The 21318-nt window shown below is 72.7% G+C and carries 17 protein-coding genes; 6 read left to right on the plus strand and 11 right to left on the minus strand.

Annotation, left to right across the window (positions count from 1 at the left end):
* Nucleotides 1–32: 32 nt before the first annotated feature.
* A complete protein-coding gene (locus NAEX_RS42650; protein ID WP_096333209.1) occupies nucleotides 33–2237 on the minus strand; it encodes a tetratricopeptide repeat protein in 2205 nt (734 codons plus the stop codon).
* A 56-nt stretch (nucleotides 2238–2293) separates the two neighbouring features.
* On the minus strand, nucleotides 2294–3730 hold the full coding sequence (locus NAEX_RS42655) for a hypothetical protein (RefSeq protein ID WP_143140107.1): 1437 nt from the start codon (nucleotides 3728–3730) through the stop codon (nucleotides 2294–2296).
* A gap of 367 nt (nucleotides 3731–4097) precedes the next feature.
* On the opposite strand from NAEX_RS42655, the gene NAEX_RS49060 reads away from it, so the two are divergent.
* The gene (locus NAEX_RS49060) at nucleotides 4098–4979 is read left to right on the plus strand and encodes an FHA domain-containing protein (protein WP_100792669.1); all 882 of its coding nucleotides are present in this window, start codon (nucleotides 4098–4100) and stop codon (nucleotides 4977–4979) included.
* A 41-nt stretch (nucleotides 4980–5020) separates the two neighbouring features.
* Complete coding sequence (locus NAEX_RS42670) at nucleotides 5021–7111, plus strand: ATP-dependent DNA helicase RecG (protein WP_096333213.1); 2091 nt, start codon at nucleotides 5021–5023, stop codon at nucleotides 7109–7111.
* A 331-nt stretch (nucleotides 7112–7442) separates the two neighbouring features.
* On the opposite strand, the gene NAEX_RS42675 is transcribed toward NAEX_RS42670, so the two are convergent.
* The 4 genes from NAEX_RS42675 to bcp form a co-directional block, all read right to left on the minus strand.
* Complete coding sequence (locus NAEX_RS42675; RefSeq protein ID WP_096333214.1) at nucleotides 7443–7964, minus strand: hypothetical protein; 522 nt, start codon at nucleotides 7962–7964, stop codon at nucleotides 7443–7445.
* 6 nt (nucleotides 7965–7970) lie between these two features.
* Nucleotides 7971–8951 carry a glucokinase gene (locus NAEX_RS42680; RefSeq protein WP_096333215.1) on the minus strand — a complete coding sequence of 327 codons (981 nt, stop codon included), beginning with the start codon at nucleotides 8949–8951 and terminating at the stop codon, nucleotides 7971–7973.
* A 357-nt stretch (nucleotides 8952–9308) separates the two neighbouring features.
* Nucleotides 9309–10346: a hypothetical protein gene (locus NAEX_RS42685; protein WP_096333216.1), complete on the minus strand. Its 1038-nt coding sequence runs from the start codon at nucleotides 10344–10346 to the stop codon at nucleotides 9309–9311.
* A 909-nt stretch (nucleotides 10347–11255) separates the two neighbouring features.
* Nucleotides 11256–12047: a thioredoxin-dependent thiol peroxidase gene (bcp, locus tag NAEX_RS42690; RefSeq protein ID WP_096333217.1), complete on the minus strand. Its 792-nt coding sequence runs from the start codon at nucleotides 12045–12047 to the stop codon at nucleotides 11256–11258.
* Nucleotides 12048–12688: 641 nt separating this feature from the next.
* Between bcp and NAEX_RS42695 the strand changes: the two genes are divergently transcribed.
* The 3 genes from NAEX_RS42695 to NAEX_RS42705 all read left to right on the plus strand — a co-directional run bounded on the left by NAEX_RS42695 (nucleotide 12689) and on the right by NAEX_RS42705 (nucleotide 15700).
* On the plus strand, nucleotides 12689–13444 hold the full coding sequence (locus NAEX_RS42695) for a hypothetical protein (RefSeq protein ID WP_096333218.1): 756 nt from the start codon (nucleotides 12689–12691) through the stop codon (nucleotides 13442–13444).
* Nucleotides 13445–13447: 3 nt separating this feature from the next.
* Nucleotides 13448–13975 (plus strand): cytochrome c-type biogenesis protein, encoded by a 528-nt coding sequence (locus NAEX_RS42700; protein ID WP_096333219.1) that lies wholly within the window; start codon nucleotides 13448–13450, stop codon nucleotides 13973–13975.
* An 81-nt stretch (nucleotides 13976–14056) separates the two neighbouring features.
* Nucleotides 14057–15700, plus strand: coding sequence for an FHA domain-containing protein (locus NAEX_RS42705; RefSeq protein ID WP_096333220.1), 1644 nt, complete (start codon nucleotides 14057–14059; stop codon nucleotides 15698–15700).
* A 197-nt stretch (nucleotides 15701–15897) separates the two neighbouring features.
* Here NAEX_RS42705 and NAEX_RS42710 read toward each other — a convergent pair whose 3' ends face one another.
* The 4 genes from NAEX_RS42710 to NAEX_RS53515 all read right to left on the minus strand — a co-directional run bounded on the left by NAEX_RS42710 (nucleotide 15898) and on the right by NAEX_RS53515 (nucleotide 19713).
* Nucleotides 15898–16455 carry a tellurite resistance TerB family protein gene (locus NAEX_RS42710; RefSeq protein WP_096333221.1) on the minus strand — a complete coding sequence of 186 codons (558 nt, stop codon included), beginning with the start codon at nucleotides 16453–16455 and terminating at the stop codon, nucleotides 15898–15900.
* 125 nt (nucleotides 16456–16580) lie between these two features.
* Complete coding sequence (locus NAEX_RS42715) at nucleotides 16581–17801, minus strand: choice-of-anchor L domain-containing protein (protein ID WP_100792670.1); 1221 nt, start codon at nucleotides 17799–17801, stop codon at nucleotides 16581–16583.
* Nucleotides 17802–18127: 326 nt separating this feature from the next.
* On the minus strand, nucleotides 18128–19426 hold the full coding sequence (locus tag NAEX_RS53505; RefSeq protein WP_275937647.1) for a sigma 54-interacting transcriptional regulator: 1299 nt from the start codon (nucleotides 19424–19426) through the stop codon (nucleotides 18128–18130).
* Nucleotides 19427–19488: 62 nt separating this feature from the next.
* A complete protein-coding gene (locus NAEX_RS53515; RefSeq protein WP_245913925.1) occupies nucleotides 19489–19713 on the minus strand; it encodes a hypothetical protein in 225 nt (74 codons plus the stop codon).
* A 121-nt stretch (nucleotides 19714–19834) separates the two neighbouring features.
* On the opposite strand from NAEX_RS53515, the gene NAEX_RS42725 reads away from it, so the two are divergent.
* Nucleotides 19835–20479: a hypothetical protein gene (locus tag NAEX_RS42725; RefSeq protein ID WP_096333224.1), complete on the plus strand. Its 645-nt coding sequence runs from the start codon at nucleotides 19835–19837 to the stop codon at nucleotides 20477–20479.
* An 87-nt stretch (nucleotides 20480–20566) separates the two neighbouring features.
* Here the strand turns inward: NAEX_RS42725 and NAEX_RS42730 are convergent, their stop codons facing one another.
* Complete coding sequence (locus NAEX_RS42730) at nucleotides 20567–21313, minus strand: succinate dehydrogenase/fumarate reductase iron-sulfur subunit (RefSeq protein ID WP_096333905.1); 747 nt, start codon at nucleotides 21311–21313, stop codon at nucleotides 20567–20569.
* Nucleotides 21314–21318: the final 5 nt, after the last annotated feature.

Genomic DNA, 21318 nt, shown 5'->3' on the forward strand with positions numbered 1-21318 from the left:
ATCAGCATGTCCGCCAAGACATGTCTCGAAGCTCAGCGAGGCGCGCGGGCCTTGGCCGGCAGGTCGTCCCACTCGAGGTAGCTCTGGGCCATGTCGTACTCGAAGAAGGCCATGCGCCGGGTGCCGAGGACCTTGCGCATCAGCTCCTTCGCGCCGGCCGCGTTGCCGCTGCGCCAGCGGCGGAGGGCCTCGTAGAAGTAGGCCTCGGCGCGCTCGCCGGAGTCGGAGGCGCCGCGCAGAAGGTCGTCGAAGCTGAGCTTGCCCTGGGCGTGCTCGGCCAGGCGGGTCGGCCAGCGCTCGCCCTTGTAGGCCTCGAGGAAGGCGATCACGCCGGGGTCCTGCGGCCGGTTCTGCCGCGCCGCCATCTCGTGCAGCCACAGCGCGAAGTACAGCTTGAGGCTGCCGCGCAGGTCCTCGCGCGGGGCGGCGGCGCGGAAGATCGCCAGGGCCTCGTCGTAGTAGCCGTGGCTGACGAGGAAGATCATCGGCTCGGCGTAGGCCTCGGCGCGGCCGTCGGCGGTGTCGCGGGCCTGGCGGAAGTCGGCGACCGCCTGCTCGACGTCGCCGAGGTGGAACAGCAGCTTGCCGCGATCGATGAGCCGCGAGGCGCGCTCGCCCGGGGGGATGCTGGGGAAGGCGATCAGCTTGTTGAGCTGGCGCAGGGCGGTCTGCATCTCCTGCTGGGCCTCGGCGGTCTTGCCCTCGCGGCGGGCGATCGCGGCCAGCTGCGCGCGGCCCTGGGTCTCCCAGCGGAGGCGCAGCAGCTGGTTGTCGAACGGCAGGCCGAGCAAGGTCTCGTAGTGACGGCGGGCCTCGGCGACCTTGCCGTCCTTGAACTCGATGGTGCCGAGCAGGTCGAGCGCGGCCGGCTGCGGCTCGCCGCGGACGCTGCGCTGCAGCAGGTCCTTGGCCCGGTCGACGCTGCCCTGCTCGTAGAGCGCCTCGGCGAGGGTGTACTGCGCCTCGGCGAGGCCGGGGCGGATCGGGCGGTCGCGCCACAGCTCGACCGCGCGGGCGTGGAACTTCTCGAGCTGGGGCATCCGCGCGAGCGCGGCGTCGAGGTCGATGGCGGCGATCCGCTCGAGGCTGGTCTGCTGCATCGAGGCGAGGTCCTGCCACGCGTCGAAGATGTCCTCCTTGAGCTCGACGGTGCGCCGCAGGTGGGCGATCGAGGCGTCGACGAGGCCGGCCTTGCGCAGCGCGCGGGCCAGCAGCAGGTGCGCGAACGGATCGTCGGGGAAGCGCTGGACGGCCCGCCGCGCCAGGTTCTCGACGATGCCCCAGCCCTGGGTCAGGAACGCCGGAGGTATCCTTTCGGACATGTCCTCATCGTCAGGCAGGAACTGCCGCGCCAGCTCGAGCAGCGGCCGGGCGCTCTTCTTGGCGTTGCGCGCGCTGTCGAGGTACTCCATCAGCTTGCGCGTCGGCATGTCGAGCTCGACGCGGGCCAGCGCCTGGCCGGCGCCGTCGAAGTCGTCGGCGCGGAGGTAGAGGCGGGTGACGAGGTAGCCGGTGACCTCGGCCCGGTGGCGCGCGGCGAGCCCGAGCTCGAGGTTCTCGCTGCTGCTGGCGACCTCGATCGCGGCCTCGTAGCGGGCGACGTAGAGGTCGGTCAGGCGCTGGACCACGAACGGGGCCGGGAAGTCGGCGGCGATCTCCTCGAGCGACTCCTCGAGCTCCTCGTGGCGCAGCACCGGCTCGTCGCTGAACGGGCTGTTGCGCACGACCCAGCCCTCGATCTCGGTCCAGCTGGCGATCGCCCGCTTGCGCACGTCGTCGTCGCCGAATTGCTGCTCGATGGCGGCGGCGAACAGCGCCGGCGACTCGTTGCCGCGGCGCGCGGCGGCGACGTAGATCCGGTGGGCCGCCGCGCACAGGCCGGGCTCGATCTGCCGCGGCCCGCGGAGCTCGCTCGGGCGCCACAGGCCGGCGGCGAACTGCAGCGCCTCGACCGCCTCCTCGGGGCGCTTGTCGTCGAGGGTCTTGTCGATGTAGCGGACCAGGAAGTCGAGCAGGACGCGGCGGAAGTCGGCGCGCTTGGGGCTGTTCTCGGGCAGCAGCGCGAACTGGTTGAGCGCGAGCGCGAAGTGATCGAGGTCGGGGATCGACTTGGGCGCCTCGGGCGCCTGGAGCTCGCCACGCGGGGCCCGGGCGCAGGCGGGCAGCAGCGGGGCGGCGGCGAGCAAGAGCGCGAGCCAGGCCGTGAGAGGCGAGGTGCCGGAGAGAAAGAGGCGCACGATGCCCAGTGTACGCAGACCCTCGCGCCGCGGCCAGCCACGAGGCGCGCAGGCCGCTATTCGCGGCCGGGCGTGCGCTCCGCCCACCGCAGGGTCAGCATGAAGGTGTGCACCGCGCCGGTGTAGCGGCCGGCGTTGCTCGGCCTGCCGCGCCCGGCGAGCACGAGCGCGGCGTCGTCGCTGTTGATGTCGCCGCCGGCGGCGGCGAACCGGGTCGCGGCCGCGGGATCGAAGTCGCCGGGCCGGCCGGTGCTGCTCGGCAAGTAGAGGTCGAAGCCGTAGCCGGGCACGATCTGCAGGTTGCTCGAGCCGACCCGCAGCGGCACGCCGACGGTGATGCCCGCGCGCCAGCCGTCGTTGTTGCCGGGCTCGCGCGCGCCCCTGCGGACCACCGGCGACGAGACGTGCCCGCCCAGCACCGCGGCGAGGTTCGAGCGGGCCTGATAGGTGGTGTAGACGTCGAAGCCGAACAGGTCCTGGCGGCCGCGATAGCGCGTGCTCTCGGGCAACAGCACGCTGTTGCGATCGAGGCCGACGAGGCTTATCTGCTGGCTGCCCATGTCGGCGCAACTTCGCACGCCGGCGCCGCGGCCGACGATGTCGTTGCAGAGGTCCATCCAGTAGAGGTTGGTGTCGATGTGCCAGAAGCGGCCGCGATCGAGGACGAAGGCGGCCCCGATCGCGGCCTCGCGGCTGACTCGCTCGGTCAGCGTGGCGTCGATCGGGCTGGCGACGCTGCACGGCAGGACGTCCGAGTCGGTGCCCTCGGTGGTGTCGGGCCGGCACACCAGCGCGTCCCCGGCCAGCGTCAGTTCGCCGCCGCGCACCAGCGGGCGCGTGCGGTAGCGCAGGCCGAGCGTGACGCGATCGCTGACGTCGACGGCGAGGCCGAAGGTGAGGGCGACATCGAAGCCGGCGGGCCTGTCGTCGCGATCGGGCAGCCACCGCGTGCGCCCGTTGAAGCCGAGCCGCTCGGCGCACAGCGGGTTCTCGACGCGGTTGCAGCGCGGGCCGTCGTCGCGGTGCTCGGACAGGACGGTGCTGTTGTCGTAGGAGAACCGCTGGCGCAGCCGCGGCAGGTGGACGCCGATGCCGATCCGCAGGCTGGCGAGGATGTTCCACGCGACGGCGATGGTGATGTCGGTGCGCTGCGTGGCGGCGCCGCCGTTGAGCTTGCAGTTGGGGTCGTCGCGCCGGCAGAAGAGCGGCGGGCGGCCGTCCTCCTCGGGCGCGAGGTGCCAGCGCAGGCGATCGTCGCTGCTGTAGTGGATCTCGCTGCCGAGATCGTAGGCGCCGATCCCGACGGCGAACGGCTCGAAGTAGAGGCTGCCGGCGACGAAGTAGCCGCCGAGCGGGTTGTTGAGGTTGATCCGCGGGCCCAGCTCGCCGGTCGGGGTGCCGTCGGGCGCGACGGCCTCGCGCCGGATCCACCGCTGATCGAGGCCTCCGGCGCCGCCGAACTGGAAGCGAAAGCCCTTCATTCCGGCGAGCATCGCCGGGTTATGGTGGAGCGCCGTCAACGAGCGGCTGGCGGGGCCCTGCGGCTCGGCACCGCCGAGTCGTTGCGCCTGGCCGGGGGCGGCCTCGGCGAGCGCCGGCGCACCGAGGAGAGCGGCCGCGACGACCCCGCAAACGAGGCTTTGCGCGATTTCGCGCGCGCGCCCGCGGGCGGAGCGGAGGACTCGTGGTCCGTCCGAGGTTCGCCGCCGCCGTCGCCGAGAGCGCATCGCGGGGGGCAGGATAACCCGGTTTGACCGCGTCGGCCGCAGTTGACCCGCGCGCCATCAACTTCTTAGGATGCCACGGCGTACCGAGGACCACGCTCGCGCCTCCCGAGCGAGCACCTCGTGGGGGACGTGCATGAGCAAGACGCTGCGCCAGTTCCAATGTCGTGATGACCTCTGGGCCCGGGTCGAGGCCCTCGCCAAACGCCGTGGGATCGCCACCGACGATGTCGTTCAGGCGGCGCTGCTGCAGCTGTTCAAGGGCGCGGCCAAGGGCAAAAAGGACGAGAGCTCGGGGATGACGGCCCCGCCCCCGGCCGGCCCCAATACGCCGCCCCGGTCGGTGTTGTCCACACAACCCGGGCACCCCGGCGCCGCCCGGCCGGCCTCGGCCCCGCTGCCCAGCGCCGCCCCGGTGCCGCGTCCGCCCGGCGTTCGCCCCCCGCCGTCGGGTCCGATGACCTCGCCGCCGCCCGGCCCCGCAGCGCCGCCCGCCAGCATCAGCTCGAGCCAGAATCGCGCCCCGAGCGCGCTGCCGCAGCCGCGCCTGCCCAAGCCGGCCACGGCCCCTTCGACGCCGGTGCCGCCGCCGGCCTCCATCCCCGCGGCCCCGCCGACCCTCGGCGCGCCGAGCCCCGCCAAGGTCGCGCCGTCGCTGCCGCGCCCGCCGACGGGGGCCTCGCGCCTGCCGCCCCCGACCGGCGCGCCGCTCAGCAAGCCGCGCCCGCTGTACGTGCTGTTCGAGGGCCAGTGGTACGAGATCGACAAGGAGGAGTTCGTGATCGGCCGCGGTCAGAAGTTCTCCGACCTGGCGATCAAGGACGCCAACATCTCGCGCCGCCACGCGTCGGTGGTCCGCCGCGGCAACGACTACTTCATCAAGGACCTCGGCAGCACCAACGGCATCGAGTTCGAGGGCCAGCGCGTCGACAACCACAAGGTCAACGACGGCAGCGTGTACTTCCTGTGCGACCACGAGCTGCGGTTCACGTTCACGCCGCCGAACGCAGCGACCTGACCTGAGAGACCTGTCTCTCGCTACCTGAACGATCGGTCATCGTGCCGCCGCGCGACAGCGAGGCCGGCGAGCTCGGCGCCCTGCCGGGCGTCGGGCCCAAGACCGCCGCCAAATTGGCCGCCCACGGGCTTTACACGCTGGCCGACCTGGCCCGCGTGGTGCCGACCGGCTACCGCGACCGCCGCCACCGCACGCCGCTGTCGCAGGCGGCCGACGGGGCCGAGGCGGCGGTGGTGGCGACGATCCGCAAGTTCTCGCAGCGGTTCTTCCGCGGCCGCTTCTTCGCCGGGCTCGACTGCGTGGTCGAGGAGGGCGGCCGCGAGATCGGGCTGCAGTGCCAGTGGTTCCACCGCGTCGGCGGGCTGGCCGAACGCGCGCAGGCCGGCAAGCGGGTGCTGCTGGTCGGCCGCGTCAGCCGCAAGAAAGGCAAGCTGGCGCTGATCCACCCGGAGATCCGCGATCCCGAGGCGCCGGGGCCGGCGATCTCGGTCCGCTACCCGGAGGTCGAGGGCGTCGGCGAGGCGACGCTGGCCAAGCTTTGCCGCGCGGCGCTCGAGCGGCTCGGGCCGTCGCTCGTCGATCCGCTGCCGCCCGAGCTGTGCGCGCGCCTGAACCTGATGCCGCTCGCGCAAGCGCTGGCGCTGCTGCACGCGCCCGACGAGGCGCTGCCGGTCGAGGACATCGCGGCGCTGCAGGCCGGGCGCTCGCCGGCGCACCGGCGCCTGCTGTTCGAGGAGCTGCTGGTGGCCCAGCTGGCGCTGCTCCGCCGCCGCGCCGCCGCGCAGGCGCTGCCGGTGACGGTGACGCTGCTGCCGGACGAGGGCGCCCGTCGCGAGCAGCTGCGCGCGTGCGTGCCGTTCGAGCCGACGCGGGCGCAGTGGGCGGCGATCGACGAGATCGAGGCCGATCTGGCGCGCCCGCGGCCGATGCTGCGCCTGCTGCAGGGCGACGTCGGCTCGGGCAAGACGCTGGTGGCGTTCGCGGCCAGCGCGGGGATCGTGGCCGCGGGCGGGCAGGCGGCCTGGATGGCGCCGACCGAGATCCTGGCCCAGCAGCACGTGGCGACGCTGCGTCCGTGGTGCGCGGCGGCGGGGATCCGGCTGGCGCTGCTGACCGGCTCGATGTCCCGCAGCGAGCGCGCGGCGGTGATCGCGGCGGCGGCCGCGGGCACGGCCGATCTGGTGGTGGGGACCCACGCGCTGCTGACCGAGGGCGTGCAGTTCCGCCGCCTCGGGCTGGTGGTGGTCGACGAGCAGCACCGCTTCGGCGTGCGCCAGCGGGCGTTGCTGCGCGACAAGGGCCGGGCGCCGCACCTGCTGGTGCTGACGGCGACGCCGATCCCGCGCACGCTGGCGCTGTCGCTGGTCGGCGAGCTCGACGTGTCGACGCTGCGCGAGGCCCCGCCGGGCCGCCGCCCGCCCGACACGACGCTGATGGCAGGACCGGTGGCGCGGGCGCGCTTCCGCCTGGCCGAGCATGTCCGCCGGGACATGTTGCAGGGCTTCGTGGTGTGCCCGCAGATCGAGGCCGGCGCGCGCGAAGCCAGCGACGTCGACGAGGCGGCGGCCGAGCTGCGGGCGCTGCTGCCGGGCAAGCGGATCGAGGTGATCCACGGCCGCGTCGACCCGGCCCGCCGCGCGGCGGCGATGGAGGCGTTCCGCGCCGGGGCGATCGACGTGCTGGTGGCGACGACGGTGATCGAGGTCGGGGTGGATGTCCCCGAGGCCAGGTTCATGCTGATCGAGCACGCCGAGCACTTCGGGCTGTCGCAGCTGCACCAGCTGCGCGGGCGGATCGGCCGCGGGACGGCGCCGTCGTGGTGCCTGCTGCACACCGGCGCGGAGCCGGGCAGCGCGGCGGCGCGGCGGCTGCAGGTGCTGGCCGACACCCACGACGGCTTCACGGTGGCGGAGCGCGACCTGGCGGAGCGCGGCCCCGGCGAGCTGTTCGGGCTGCGCCAGGCCGGTCGCGTGGCCTGGGCCGGGCTCGCCGGCGAGGGCGTGGCGCTGCTCGAGTCGGCGCGCGCGCTGGCGAGCGAGCTCCTGGCGCGCGACCCGGGCTTGAACGGCTACGCGGCGCTGCGCGAGCGGGTCGAACGCCACGCGCGACCCGAGGCCGGCGACGCCGGCTGAACGAGGCGAGCCACGCGGGGATGCGCCGCGAGACCGCGGGTCCTGCCCGGATGGGGCGCAGCTTCGCCCCGGGCAGGGGAGCGCTGCGGACGAGCTGCGCTTCCCGACCGGCCCGAGGCGCTCGCGCCTGGCGACCGCCACCATGAGACGGCCTGCGCTTCGGGACAGGTCCAGGGCGACGGTGGGCCGCAGCGCTGCTCTCCCGAGCGGGCCCGACGCGGCCCCCATCATGCCCGAAGGACATGTCGTCTCGCGCATGCTCGAACGGGCATGCTCTCGCGTGCATGCGCGCGAGCACATGTCGCTTCAGACATGCGCAGCGCGGCGCGGCTCAGCGGACGGTCGCGGGCTCCCAGGTGTGGACGAGCCAGAGGTAGCCGGCGAGGGCGAGGCCGAAGCCGACGAGGTAGATCGGGCCGATCGTGCGCCAGCGGTCGCGGGCGCGGGCCTCGGTGAGGCGGACGAGGCCCGCGCGGTCGAGGCTGCGGGCGAGCTCGGGGCGCTCGTCGGGCGGGAGGTTGAGGTCGACGAGCAGGCGCGGCAACAGCTCGGGGCGCAGGCGCTCGACGGCGGCCCAGGCGTCGTCGGCGAGCGCCGGGTCGGGGCTGTGGAGCGCTCGCACCACGCCGGGGACCTCGTAGTAGAAGGCGGTGACGAAGCCCGACAGGCCGGTGACCAGGGCGACCAGGTTGAGGCTGATGTAGAACGGGTCGTCGTGGCCCAGGACCATCAGCAGGTAGATGTAGAGGACCGCGAGGTAGAGCGAGACCAGGCGGCCGGCCCAGGTGAGGAGCCAGCGGTGGCGGACCTCGCGGCGATAACCGGCGACCAGGGCGTCGACCCGCGCAGACATGGCTCCTCAGGCGAGACCGGCGAGGCCGGCCCCGAGCAGGCCGACGTCGGTGTTCTTGACCACGGCGACGTGCATGTTGCGCACGAGCGGACTCATGCGGCCCTTGTCGCCGAAGGCGGCGATGAACCGGCCCTCGCGCAGGCGCGGCAGCAGCTTGGCGGCGATGCCGCCGGCGACGTACAGGCCGCCGGTCGGCAGGACCTTGAGCGCGAGGTTGCCGGCCTCGGCGCCGTAGAGGTCGAGGAAGATGTCGACGGCGCGCACGCAGGCCGGATCGTCGCCGGCGAGGGCGCGCGAGCCGATGACGGCGCCGGGATCCTCGACGGCCATGCGCGCGCGGGTGTCCAAAAGTTCAGGTTCGAGGCCCTCGGCGACCACGAACTGATAGGCGGTGACGAGACCGGGGCCGGAGACGATCCGCTCGTAGGAGACGCGGTGATGCCGCTTGAGGAGGAAGCGGAGCAAGGCGATCTCGAGCTCGTTGCGCGGGGCGAGGTCGCAGTGGCCGCCCTCGCTGGCGAGGAAGCGCGGACCTGCGGGGCTCGGCAGGAGCACGGCCTCGCCGAGGCCGGTGCCGGCGCCGATCAGGGCGATCGGGCCCGCCGGATCGCGCTCGCCCGCCTGCAGGACCTCGAGGTCGGCGGGGCCGAGGACCTGCAGGCCGAGCGCGACGGCGGCGAAGTCGTTGACCAGCGCGACCGAGTGCAAGCCGAGCTCGGCGGCCAGCGCGTCGGCGTCGATCTGCCACGGGAGGTTGGTGACCCGGCTGCGCCGATCGACCACCGGGCCGGCGACGCCGAAGCCGGCCCGCGTGATGTCGGGGACGTCGGCCCGGGCCAGAAAGTCGCGCACGATCGGCGCCAGGCCGGGGTGCTCGGCGCTGACGTAGCGCTGACGCGCGAGGACGTCGAGCCGACCGTCCGCCCGCCGATCGAGCACCGCGAGCAGGGTCTTGGTGCCGCCGATGTCGCCCGCGAGGACACGCATACGCCCACCGATAGCACGTCGCCCGCACGAGCGCGAGCGCGGCGAGAGGACGGCGCGAACGCGGGCCGAAACGCGCGCGTGCCGACGAGCCCGAGGCTCGGTCGAGAGCCGACGGGCGCGGGACGAGGCCGGACGATTCGCTCCGCCGGAGCCAGCCGCCCGCGCTGCGTTCCCGGCAGAGGATGTCGCTCGAGGCGGGCCGGGGCGCTCGTCGAGTTCGCCTGTCTTCCGGGACATGTCGCATGGGGCATGACCCGAAGAACATGCCCTGGAATGCAGGTCCCGAAGGACATGCCCGTCTATCAGGGCGTGTCGTGGAGGACCGAAGATGCTGTCCTTCGAGGCATGTCCTGAGGGTCAGCGCGGGCGGGCGTCCATCGTCGCGTCGAGGGCGATCCGGCGCGGGGCGGCGCCGGCGAAGCGGACCTCGGCCCAGTCGCCGTCGACGGTGAGGGTCGCCTCGGGGAAGGCGTCGCCGACCAGCGGGGCCTCGAGGGTGAGGCGGTGGATGGCGTTGTCGCGCGCGCGGGCGAGGAGGACGAACTGGGCCGTGGCGCCACGCGTGCCGCTGGCGATCAGCTGCGCCCGCGGGAGCGCGCCCTGGCCGCGGCGCCAGTCGTCGAGGAGGGCGACCTGGAAGGCGGGCAGGTAGCCGGCCTGAAACCGTTCTCCGTCACGGGCGACGACCTGGTACCAGCGCAGACAGACGCGCTGCGGCTCGCCGGCGGCGCCGGGCAGCGGGGGCGAGCGGTCGTCGCAGCGGTCGAGGGCGCCGAGCACGAACAGGCTGCCGGAGCGGCGCGCGAGGGCGAAGCGCTCGCCGGTCGGCGGGACGCGGGCCGCCGGGGCGGCGAACAGGGGCGCGCGATCGGGGACCAGGGCGGCGGGGATCCACGCGAGCTCGGGCGGCAGCAGCTCGGCCTGGTCCTTGGGCCACTGGACGGTGCGGCTGCCGCCGTCAGGGCTTCGGCCCTGCACGGTGAGCGCGACCAGCACGGCGCCGTGCGTCGGCAGCAGATCGCCGCCCGGGACGGGGGCGGGCGGCTGGCGCAGGGCCCGATCGCGCGGCGAGCCGACGACCGCGGCGAACGCCCAGCGGGCGACGAAGCGCATGGCGTCGTGGATGGTGCCGACCTGGCCGACGACGGCCCCCACCGAGGTCGGCGCGCCCTCGACCGAGGTGCCGAGCGACATCGCCTCGGTCGCCGCGAGGACGCCGGGGCCCGGACCGAGCAAGTGGGCGCCGAGCCAGTAGCCGCCGCTGGTGGGCGCGGCGGGCGGAGGCGGGGGCGGCTCGGCGGCGGCTGTCGCACAGACCAGGGCGCAAAGGACAGGCACGATCGGCCAGGTCGCCGAGGACAGGCGGCGCAGGACCGGGCGAGGCGGCGCGCTCATGACGAGCGGAGGGTACCGCAAAGGGGCGCGGGCGGGATCTGCCGGCGGCAGGAGTCGCAAAGGCGCGCGCGCGGGATCTGCCGGCCGCCGGAGGTTGCCGGAGGTCGCGAGCGCGGCGCGGGGATGTGAGGATCCCGGGCGAGGCAAGTCCCGGACCGGCTCGGGGGCCTCCGCGTGGGTCGGCGGCGGACGCGGACGAGGCGGGCGCAGCGACGGGGTGTCACGAAAGTACGGGACGAACCGGGGGCGCGCGCAGCGGTGTGACGCGGACGACCCGCGAGGTCGACCCGGCCGAAGTCTGCTCGGACGGCGCGACTCGGCCTGGCGGCGACGAGGGACGAACCGAGGGCGTGCGCAGCGGTGTGACGCGGACGACCCGCGAGGTCGACCGGGCCGAAGTCTGCTCGGACGGCAGCGACTCGGCCTGGCGGCGACGCGGGACGAACCGAGGGCGTGCGCAGCGGTGTGACGCGGCCGAAGTCTGCTCGGACGGCAGCGACTCGGCCTGGCGGCGACGAGGGACGAACGTGGAGTTCGGCCCGGCAGCGGCCGGGGACCACCGCGCAGCCCGGCCCGCGGAAGCGGCGATGAGAGGCCCAGGGCCTTGCGAGGTCGTCGGCGAGGACCCCGCAGCGGGGCCGGCCCTGCGAGCGCGTCGGCGAGGAGCACCTGGCCGGCGAAGGCATGAGCGAGGACCCACGGGCAAAACCCTGCGAGAGCGGCCCGACGAAGCGGGCTCGGCCGCGGGAGGCCGCCACGCATGGGAGGGTCCTCCCGCGCGCGCGAGCCGGAGACGACGGACCCGGCCTCGCGCGGTCGCGACGAGACGCGCCGGGAGGCCGGGACTCACGCCGGCCCTCGGCGGCGCGACGCGCTCCGGGGATCCGGAGCCGCGCCGAGGGCGGCGTGTCAGGCGGGCAGAGCCGCGAGCAGGGCGTCGGCGTGGCCGGCGACCTTGACGGGGCTGTGGACGGCCTCGATGCGGCCGTCGGGGCCGATCACGAAGGTGCTGCGGATGATGCCCTGGACCTTGCGGCCGTACATCTGCTTCTCACCGTAGGCGCCGTACGCGGCGGCGACCTGGTTCCCCGGGTCGGACAACAGCGGGAAGTTCAGGCCGAATTTGGCCCGGAACTTGGCGTGCGAGGCGAGGCTGTCGCCGCTGACGCCGAGCACGGTCACGCCGGACGCGGCGAAGCGGGGCTGGCGGTCGCGGAAGTCACACGCCTCCGTGGTGCATCCGGGGGTGTTGTCGCGGGGGTAGAAGTAGAGGACGACCCGGCGCCCGGCGAAGTCGCCGAGGGCGTAGGTCTTGCCGTCGTCCGCCGCGAGCGAGAAGGTCGGCGCGGGGTCGCCGGGCTTCAGCGCAGGGCCTATTTCTTCCTCCTCTTCGGAGCGGCTGGGCGCTGCCTTCTTGGCCGGAGCCCGCTTGGCGGCGGCCTTCTTGGCCGGCGCGGCCTTGGCGGCCTTCTTGGCGGCCGTCTTCTTGGCGGCGGCCTTCTTCGCCGGGGCGGCCTTGGCGGCCTTCTTGGCCGGAGCGGCCTTGGCAGCCTTCTTGGCCGGAGCGGCCTTGGCAGCCTTCTTGCCGGCCTTCTTGGCCGGAGCGGCCGGGGCCGGGGCGGCCTTCTTGGCGGCCTTCTTGGCCGGGGCTTTCTTGCTGGCGGTCTTCTTGCTGGTCGCGCTGGTGGTGCGAGGTGGCATGGCTCTCCGTGGCGTTGAGTTGTTCAGCCACGGCGAGTCTACAGACACAGCATCAAAGAACAACCAGCGGCGACGATGTCGCGGCGGCGTCGATGCGGCTGTCGGCTCGACCGTCGCAACGCTGAAATGTCGCCACCAACACACCGTCGTGCGCAGGTCCCGTCCGATCGGACAGGTCGCGTGCGGACGGTGATCGAGGCGATATCTCGTCGATCGAGGCAGGGATCGATCCGCGTCGCGAGGGCGCGTCGCCAGCCGGCGCGTCGTTTGCCGAGACCCCGCGCCGACGGTCGAGCAGACGACGCCGCGTGATCGGGACCGGGAGAGATCCGGCTGTGAGCCGCGGACGAGCCGGGGCCCCCGAGCGGTCGCAGCCCTCGTCACGGGTGCCCGCGAAGCGGCCCGCGAAGCTCCGGTCCGCGGCCCCGAGCCGGCCCGGCAAAAATGCGCGGGCTCGAGTCAAAAAGGCCGCGCCCGCCTGAACGGCGCCGCGGCGGGGCCTGGCGGCCGCTGCCGCCGCTGGCCGCGCGGACCGCCGGCGCCGCGCTTTACACGGGCGCGGGCGGCCGGCTAAAGTGGCGACCGAGCTCAGGATCTTCGATATGTCCGCACTGCGATCGTCCCCCGGTGTTCTGGCCAGCGTGATCGTCCCCCTGTCGCTGATGTGCTCCGGCTGCGGGGGCGACGGGAAGACCCTGGCCGAGAAGCTGGCCGAAGACCCGGAGAAGAAGATGCTGGAAGAGGCCGGCTACGTGAAAAAGGAGATCAAGCGGCCGCCCGCAGGTCTCCCGCCGCCGACCGACGAGGAGTTCAAGGCCTGGGACCGCAAGGACCCCGAGGGGGAGAAGCACCTGCACAAGTTCGACAAGGCGAACTTGAAGAAGATGCTCAACTACTTCGGCGAGCTCGAGTGCTTCCGCGACGAGATGAAGAAAGAGGGCGCCAAGGGCGCAGGTGCGGAGCCGGGCAGCCCGACCGAAGAGCAGTGGTACCAGTTCAAGCAGAACTTCATCCCGCTGGTGAACACCTGGCAGCAGCGGCTGTTCGCCAACGAGCCGCGGATCCTCGAGAAGTCCAAGCTCATCGGCCACTTCCTCGAGGCCCACGAGCTGGTGATGCACGGCTACCCCGACGCGTACAACAACAACGACCAGAACGCGATCGCCCAGGCCGACGCCCACTGGCTCATCATCGAGAACAAGATCACCAAGTACCTCAAGAACATCACCGACGAGCCGCTGCCGAAGCCGGATCTCAACGATCCGAAGCAGAAGGAAGCCCACGACAAGTTCTGCCTGGCGGCCCTGAACCCGCCGAAGAACACGGGCAAGGCCAAGGTGAAGCACGTCGGCGGCGGCGGGCGCGGCACCAAGAAGCTGAACATGGGCGAGGACTGAGCCATGGCTGCCACGCCAGCTCCGGCGCCGGCTTCAGGTCCTGCGACGCCTGAAGCGGCCACCAGCGCCCGCCCCGAGGCCGAGGCCGAGGCGCTGATGCTCGAGCTCAGCCACGATCTGATGTCGCCGTACTGCCCGGGCCGCACGATCGCGACCTGCCCGTCGCCGCAGGCGCGCAAGCTCGAGGCGCAGATCCTCGACCAGGCGCGCAGCGGCCAGTCGCGCGAGACCATCGAGAACACCCTGGTGGCGCGCTTCCCCGACATCCGCGGCTACGTCGGGCGCCCCGAGCTCGTGTGGGGCACGGCGGTGGCGGCGTTGGTGGCGTTGACGCTGCTGTTCTTCGTCGCCCGCCGCTGGGTGCGTGGCACGCAGCGCACGGCGCCGGCGGCGGCCTCGCCGGACGCCGCGGCCGTGGCCGTGCCCGGCGCGGCCCGTCGCGCCGGCGGCCCCGCGGGGAGCCCGGGCGGGCCCTCGCAGCGCGAAATCGATGCTCTCGACGACGCGCTCGACCGCGTCGACGAGTTCTAGCACGCCGGCCCGCGCCCGCTGAAGCCGACTGTCCCGGGTGCAGGTCTTGAGCGGGCGAGGGCTCCGCGGTAAGAGCGGTCTGTGCTGACGGTAGTAGTCCACGAAAAGGGCGGCCAGACCCAGCGTTTCGCGTTCGCAGGCGAGGAGTTCTCGATCGGTCGCGAGGACGACAACGACCTCGTGCTCGATCGGGTCAACGTGTCGAAGCACCACCTCTGCTTCCGCAAGGTCGACGGCCGCGTCGAGGTGGTCGACCTCGAGAGCACCAACGGCACCTACCTCAACGGCCGCAAGGTCCAGAGCCCGCGGACGGTCCGTCGCACCGACCGAGTCTACGTCGGCGACTACATCCTCATGCTCGACGGCGAGGACACGGCGATCGTCCCTACGCCGGCCGACGACAAGCGCCGCCGCGACGAACAGGACGACACCGGGCTCGTGACGTCGGCCCAGCGCGTGGCCGCGCCCGGGGTCGAGAGCACCTACCTCGACGGCCTGGCGGCGCAGATTCACCAGACGCTGCTGAAGGCGGTGCCGCGGATCGATCCGATGACCTCGGGCGAGGTCGGCGAAGAGGAGCGCAAGGAGGTCATCGAGCTGGTCGACGGGATCCTGGCCGACTTCCGCGACTCGCAGCAGATCGAGGCGACCGTCGACGTCGGGCCGTTCCGCGAGCGGATCCTGCGAGAGATGCTCGAGTGGGGCCCGCTCGGCGATCTCATGCGCGACGACTCGGTGCGCGAGATCCAGGTCGTCGGCACCGCGCCGATCCACGTCGTCCGCGACGACGGCAACGGCGAGCGGCTCGAGCTGCGCTTCACCGGCGAGCGCGCGCTGCTGATGGCGATGCAACGGATGTGCAAAAAGCGCGGGCTGTGGGTCGAGGGCGCCCACGTCATCGAGGGCATCGTCGATCACGGCTTTTACCTCTACGCGCTGCTGCCCCCGCACCCGGCCCGGCAGTACGTCGTCAGCCTCCGACGCATGCGCACCGACGCCAACAACCTGACGGCGCTGGTCCAGGAGGGCGTGCTGTCGGCCGACATGCGCGAGTTCCTGGTGGCGACGCTGAAGTCGTGCCGGCGCGTGCTGGTCTGCGCCTCCGGCGGCGTCAACCTCGACCGCTTCATGCGCGCGCTGGTCGGCGAGATCCCCGAGTCGCTGCGCGTGGCCTGCATCTCCGACTCGGGCCGGCTCGGCAGCTCGCGCAAGGGCTGGATCCCGGTGCGCCGCCTGACCGAGGCCAACGACAAGGTCGAGCTCGGACCGGTCCTCGGGGTGCTGCTGCGCGGCGGGCTCGACCTGCTGATCTCGCAGCAGTGCAGCCACCAGGACGCGGCCGGGGTGATCGACGCGCTGGCCGGGGCGAGCCGCGGCGCGGTGGTGTCGCTGTGGGGCATCAACACGGCCCACGCGCTGTCGCGCCTGGCCGCCCTCGGCACCGCCTCCGGCGGCGCCGTCCAGGGCCTCACGCTGTCCCTGGCGCACGCGATCGACGTGGTCATCCGCCTCAACAGCGGGGTCAACCTCGAGTCGATGCAGGTGATCGAGATCATCGAGCCCGACACCCGCGCCGACAGCAGCATCGAGTACCGCCAGCTGTTCGTCACCACCAAGTCCGAGGACGGGACGACCGAGTTCAAGGACACGCCGGCGCTGCAGCAGCTGCTGCGCAAGATGATCAATCAGGGCGGCGAGGTGCCGCCGCGACTGCTGCGCGGCTGAACGGGCCGCGTCGGCGCTGCGGTTCCTTGGGGCATGGTCCAGGAGACATGCCCGGATGGATAGGTTCGTTCGGACCTATCCAATTGGACATGACCAAAAAGACCGCGGGGAGTCTGCCGCGCGCTGCGGGGGCGCGCGAAGACCCGCGGGCGGCTCGGGCGAGCTGCGCCGCGGGTCACGAGGGCAGGGGCCGGGGGTCAGCCGAGCTGCTTGTTGAACTCGGCGATCGCGGGGCCGCCGAGCTGGTTGGCGATCTGCTGGATGAGGGCGCGCTCCTCGTCGGAGACGGTGCCCATGTTGAGGAAGCCGCCGCTGGCGCCGGCGACCTGGACGCAGAGGTCGACGATGTTGGCGGCCCGGGCGCCGCCGACGGCCTCCTTGAGCACGGCGAGGCTCTGGTCGAGGAAGGCCTGCGACGGGCGCTCCTCGAGCAGGCTCTCGACGGTGCGGAACGCCTCGGTGCCGGGCTGGATCCCGCGGCCGCGGAGGACGTCGAGGATGGCGGTCCGCTCCTTGCGGCTGACCGAGCCGTCGGCCCACGCGACGTGGACGAGCGGCAGGAGGTCGAACACCTTGAGCTTCTCGCCGGTGAAGCCGAGCGCGGCGATCCGGTCGGACAGCGAGAGGGTGTCTTTCTGGCGGTCGTCGCGGAGCTCGCCGGCCGCCTTGTCGAGCTGCTCGCGGAGCTGCTCGCGGAGCTCTCGCTCGCGCTGCTGGAAGTACGCGTCTTCGTTGTCGCTGGGCGTGACGGACATGCGCCTGGGACGCTACCAGGGGCCCACAGCTTGTCAATTGGATCCGGCCGGCGCGGCCGGGCGCGAGCGAGCGCCCGGCTGAGCCGGCCGGAGCGGAGGCGGTCGACGGGCGATGCGGACGCCGATCAGCCGGGCGGCATGGTGCTGGGCTTGCCGGTCGGCTCGCAGCCCCACTTGAAGTTGTCGAGGAACACGTAGCTGTCGAGGATCGAGTCGCTGATGTCCATGATGGCGAACACGACCGTGATCGTCTCGCCGGGGCTGACGCCGGCGGTGGTCTGCAGCCAGTTCGTGCCCGCGTGCTGGCGCATGCAGGTGTTCTGGAACTGCGGGATCGGGTTCTGGCCGGTCGGGTCGTCCTTGAACTCGAGGAAGCCGGCGTTCAGCGAGATCGGGTTGCCCTGCTGGTCGAACGAGATGTTGCCGGTCCACTTCTCCGACTCGAGCCAGCCGATGTACATGTCGTTGAAGGCCGACTGATAGTAGTCGGGGTACTCGACCGAGAAGAACGCGAAGTCGTAGCTGAACGAGGTCACGTCCGGCGGGACCTGCATGACGAAGCGCAGCTCGGTGTAGTCGTTGGCGCCGTAGTTCTGGAACTGGCCCTGGATGGTGTTCGAGCAGTCGCCGGTGCCGAGCAGGGCGGGGTCCTGGGTGCAGTCGCCGCTGACGTCGTTGATCCGCAGCGGCGGCGGCAGGTTGTTGCCGGGGTCGAAGCCGCCCACGTCGTCGTTGCAGTGTGTGGGCTGGAGGTTGAAGTCGCCGACCGGGGTCTGGTTGTTGAGGTCCGAGACCAGGCCGCTGCCGATGACGGCGTAGGAGGCCCCTTCGCGCGGGTTGAAGGTGCCGCCCTGACCGAAGACGTAGCGGACGCCGATCGCCCCCGGCGCACCCGACTTGGTTGCCGTGACCTGCAGTTCGCCCGGACAGTTGAGGCCCATGGCGAGGAAGGGATCCTGGGTCCCGTTGTCGCACGGCACGTGGTCGGGAATGCTGCACATGCAACCAGGGTCATTGGGGCTGTTGCACGGCTCGACGCCGGTGTCGGCCATGCCGCCGTCCGGCGAGGCCTCGAGGTCGAACTTGGGGCCGGTCCCCGGGCTGGTGGTGGTGACGGGTTCGCTCGTGACCCCGTCGGTCCCGCCGTCGGTCCCGCCAGTCTCGGTGTTCGCGCCGGAGTCGCTCTCGCTCTCGCCGCCGCTCGGCAGGGTCGTGGGGAGCGTGAGGATCCCGGAATTGCCCGGTAACGTGGTCGCCGAATCTTCCGCATCCTTGCTCTCACAGGCGGCCAGGCCGCCGATCCCCGTGAGGCCCGCGAGAACAACGTTGAGGCTCAATTTCCGCATGACGCCACGGTACCCGGGTCGTTCGGCGCGCGAATACCGAAATCGGGCGGCCGATGCGCACCGACGCCGGGTGGATCCTCGGCGACGGCCGTCGCCCCCAGGCTTCGGAATGCGCCAAAGCGTCGTTTGGCCGGTATTCACCACGAGGAGGCCAAACCGCCTGCGAGAACGTGGGACAGAGGGTGATCGTACTCACGACATGTGGGACGATCCGATCACAACGTAGCGACGCGTCGGCGGGCGGACGACGGTCAGGCGGGCAGGGCGCGGGCGGCGCGTGGGCTGTTTGGTCGGGAAGGTCGCTCGGGACATGCTCTTACGGACAGCTACGCGGCCTCGTCCTTGAGCCAAGCGCACAGGGTCGAGCGCGGGACGTCGAGCTGGGCGGCGGCCTTGCGGATCGAGCCGGCCTCGCGCACGACCAGCTCGAGCATGCGGCGGTGCATGGCGGCGTAGGTGCCCCGCGGGACGGCGAGGGCGTCGACGGCGGCGGCCGGAGCCGCGGGGCCGGCAGGGAACAGCTCGTGCGGGCCGAGCGGGCCGTCGTGGACGGCGGCGGCGCGCAGGAGGATGTTGCGGAGCTCGCGGATGTTGCCGGGGAAGCGGCGGAGCGCGGCGGCGCGGAGGCCCTGGTCGGTGACCCGGACGGGACGGCCGAACTCGGCGGCCAGCTCGGCGGCGAAATGGGTCAAGAGCTCGGGGATGTCGCCGGGCCGGTCGGCCAGGCCGGGGACGTCGACCGCGAGCACGCCGAGGCGGTGGTAGAGGTCGCAGCGGAACCGGCCCTCGGCGACCAGGCGCTCCATCGGCTGGTGGGTGGCCGAGACGACGCGGACGTCGATCGCCTGCTCCTGCTCGCCGCCGACCGGGACGACGCGCCGCGTCTCGAGCACGCGCAGCAGCTTGGCCTGCAGGCCCAGCGGCAGCTCGGCGATCTCGTCGAGGAAGAGCGTGCCGCGGTGGGCGCGGACGAACGCGCCGACGTGGGCCCGCGCGGCCCCGGTGAAGGCGCCGCGCACGTGGCCGAACAGCTCGCTCTCGAACAGCCCCTCGGGGATGGCGCCGCAGTTGACGGCGACGAACGGACCGCCGGCGCGCGGCCCCTCGGCGTGCAGGGCGCGGGCGGCCAGCTCCTTGCCGGTGCCGGTCTCGCCGCGGAGGAGCACGGCCTGCGGGAGGCCGGCGAACCGGCGCAGGCGGGCGAGCATGTCCTGAAAGACAGCCGAGCTGCCGATCATGCCGGGCGGGTTGCCGAGGCCCGGGCGCGGTGCGGCGCTCTGCGCGACGACGGTGGCCTGAAAGCCGCCGAGGCCGAGGCGCACGCCCGGGGCGAGCCAGGCGCGCTGGACCCGGACGCCGTCGACGTAGGTGCCGTTGGTCGAGCCGAGGTCCTCGACGACCATGCCGCGGCCGTCGCCGCCGATCCGCGCGTGCCGGGCCGAGACGGTCGGATCGCCGATCCGCAGGTCGGCCGAGGGGGCGCTGCCGACGAGGATGATGCGCGCCGGGTCGAGCGCCACGGGGCCGCCGGCGCGATCGAGGTCGAGGGCGAGGGCGAGGTCGCGGGCCGGGTCGGGCTGACGCGGATGAAGGTGGAGGGTGGTGGCTTCGGAGGACGCTTGCACACCCGAAGGTCGCTGCGAGCCGGCCGACTTTTGCAGCGCGCGCGAAAAATTGTTGCGGCGCTTCAAGGCGCGGGGCCGGCGCGGCGCGGACGCAGGCGCAGCAGGGCCTCGCGCGCGTCGTCGGGAGCCTTGCACCACACGGCGCAGTGGCCCGCACGCGCCGACTCGACGCCCCGCTCGCAGTCGGTCACACCGGCGCGGACGATGTACTCGCCGAGGTGAACGAGGAAGTGGCGCGCGGTGCCCTCGGCGTCCGGACCGTAGTAGTCCCAGTAGAAGATCGTCACCCGCGCGAGTGTGTCGAAGACGCGCGCGGACGACAACAGCGGGCACGGCCGTGGTCGGTTTGACGTGCCCGGAGGCACCGCGTAGCCTGCGTTCGTGCGCAAGACGTGGCTTAGACATGGGGTGGTCGCGAGTGCGGTCGTGCTGACGGCGGCGCTGGCGGCCTGCGGCGACAGCGGCGGCGACACGAACTCGGCCTCGGGCGGGAACAGCCAGAGCCAGGGCACCAGCGACGGCTCGGACGCGACGAGCGAGGGGACGATGTCGGGCACGATGTCGGACTCGGAGCCGACCGACTCGGGCATGAGCGCGTCGGGGACCGGCACGACCGACGTCAGCGGCAGCGGCAGCGACAGCGAGACGCAGGGCGGCGGCGGCTCCGGCAACGAGACCGAGGGCATGTCCTCGGGGACAGGTCAGGAGAGTCAGGGCGGCTCGGGCGGGTCGACGTCGACGTCGACCGGCGAGGTGCCCGGGACCACGGCTGAGCCGGTCGACTGCGAGGCGGCCCAGACCAAGGACGAGTGCGTCATGCTCGGCTGCCTGCCGATCGAGGGCCAGGCGTTCGAGTTCGACGGCGCGATCTGGTGCCTCAACGATCCGTTCAGCTTCCTCGGCTGCCTGCCGCAGATGGGCTGCGACGACGCGATCACGACCGTGTGCAAGGGGCAGAACATCTACCAGCTGCCCAGCGGCTGCTTCCCCGAGAGCTTCGAGACCTGCGAGCCGCCGCCCGATCCGGGCATGGACGGCTACCCGAGCTGCTAGCGCGCGCGGGCGCGCGGCGGGCAAAACGCGAACGCGGCCGGCGGGAGACCCGACGGCCGCGTGCCTGCGGTCGAACTCAGGCGACGATCACTCGTTCGTGACCTGGGCGCGCATGTACTCGCGGTTGAGCAGCTCGATCGCGTCGAAGCTGATCTCCTTGGGGCACGCCTCGGAGCACTCGCGGTGGTTGGTGCAGGCGCCGAAGCCCTCCCGGTCCATCTGCTCGACCATGCGGAGCACGCGGCCGCGGCGCTCGACCTGGCCCTGCGGCAGCTTGACGAGGTGGCCGACCTTGGCGCCGGTGAACAGCATCGCCGAGGCGTTGGGGCAGGCCGCCACGCAGGCGCCGCAGCCGATGCAAGCGGCGTAGTCCATGGCCTCGTCGGCGTTCTTCTTGCCGACCGGGATGGCGTTGGCGTCGACGGTGACGCCGGTGTTGACCGACACGAAGCCGCCGGCGGCGACGATGCGGTCGAGCGCGCCGCGGTCGACGACCAGATCCTTGATCACCGGGAACGCCTTGGCGCGCCACGGCTCGATCGTGATCGTGTCGCCGTCCTTGTAGGTGCGCATGTGCAGCTGGCACGCCGTGGTGCCCTTGCGCGGGCCGTGCGGGCGGCCGTCGATCACCATCGCGCACGAGCCGCAGATGCCCTCGCGGCAGTCGTGATCGAACGCGACCGGGTCCTGGCCTTCCTTCGTCAGCTTGGTGTTGAGCACGTCGAGCATCTCGAGGAACGACATGTGCTCGTTCACACCCTCGAGCTTGTAGGTCTGCATCGACCCGGGCGTGTTGGCGCTCCGCTGGCGCCAGATCTGCAGGGTGAGGGTCATCGTCT

The sequence above is a fragment of the Nannocystis exedens genome (genome assembly GCF_002343915.1).
GTDB classification, from domain to species: domain Bacteria; phylum Myxococcota_A; class Polyangia; order Nannocystales; family Nannocystaceae; genus Nannocystis; species Nannocystis exedens.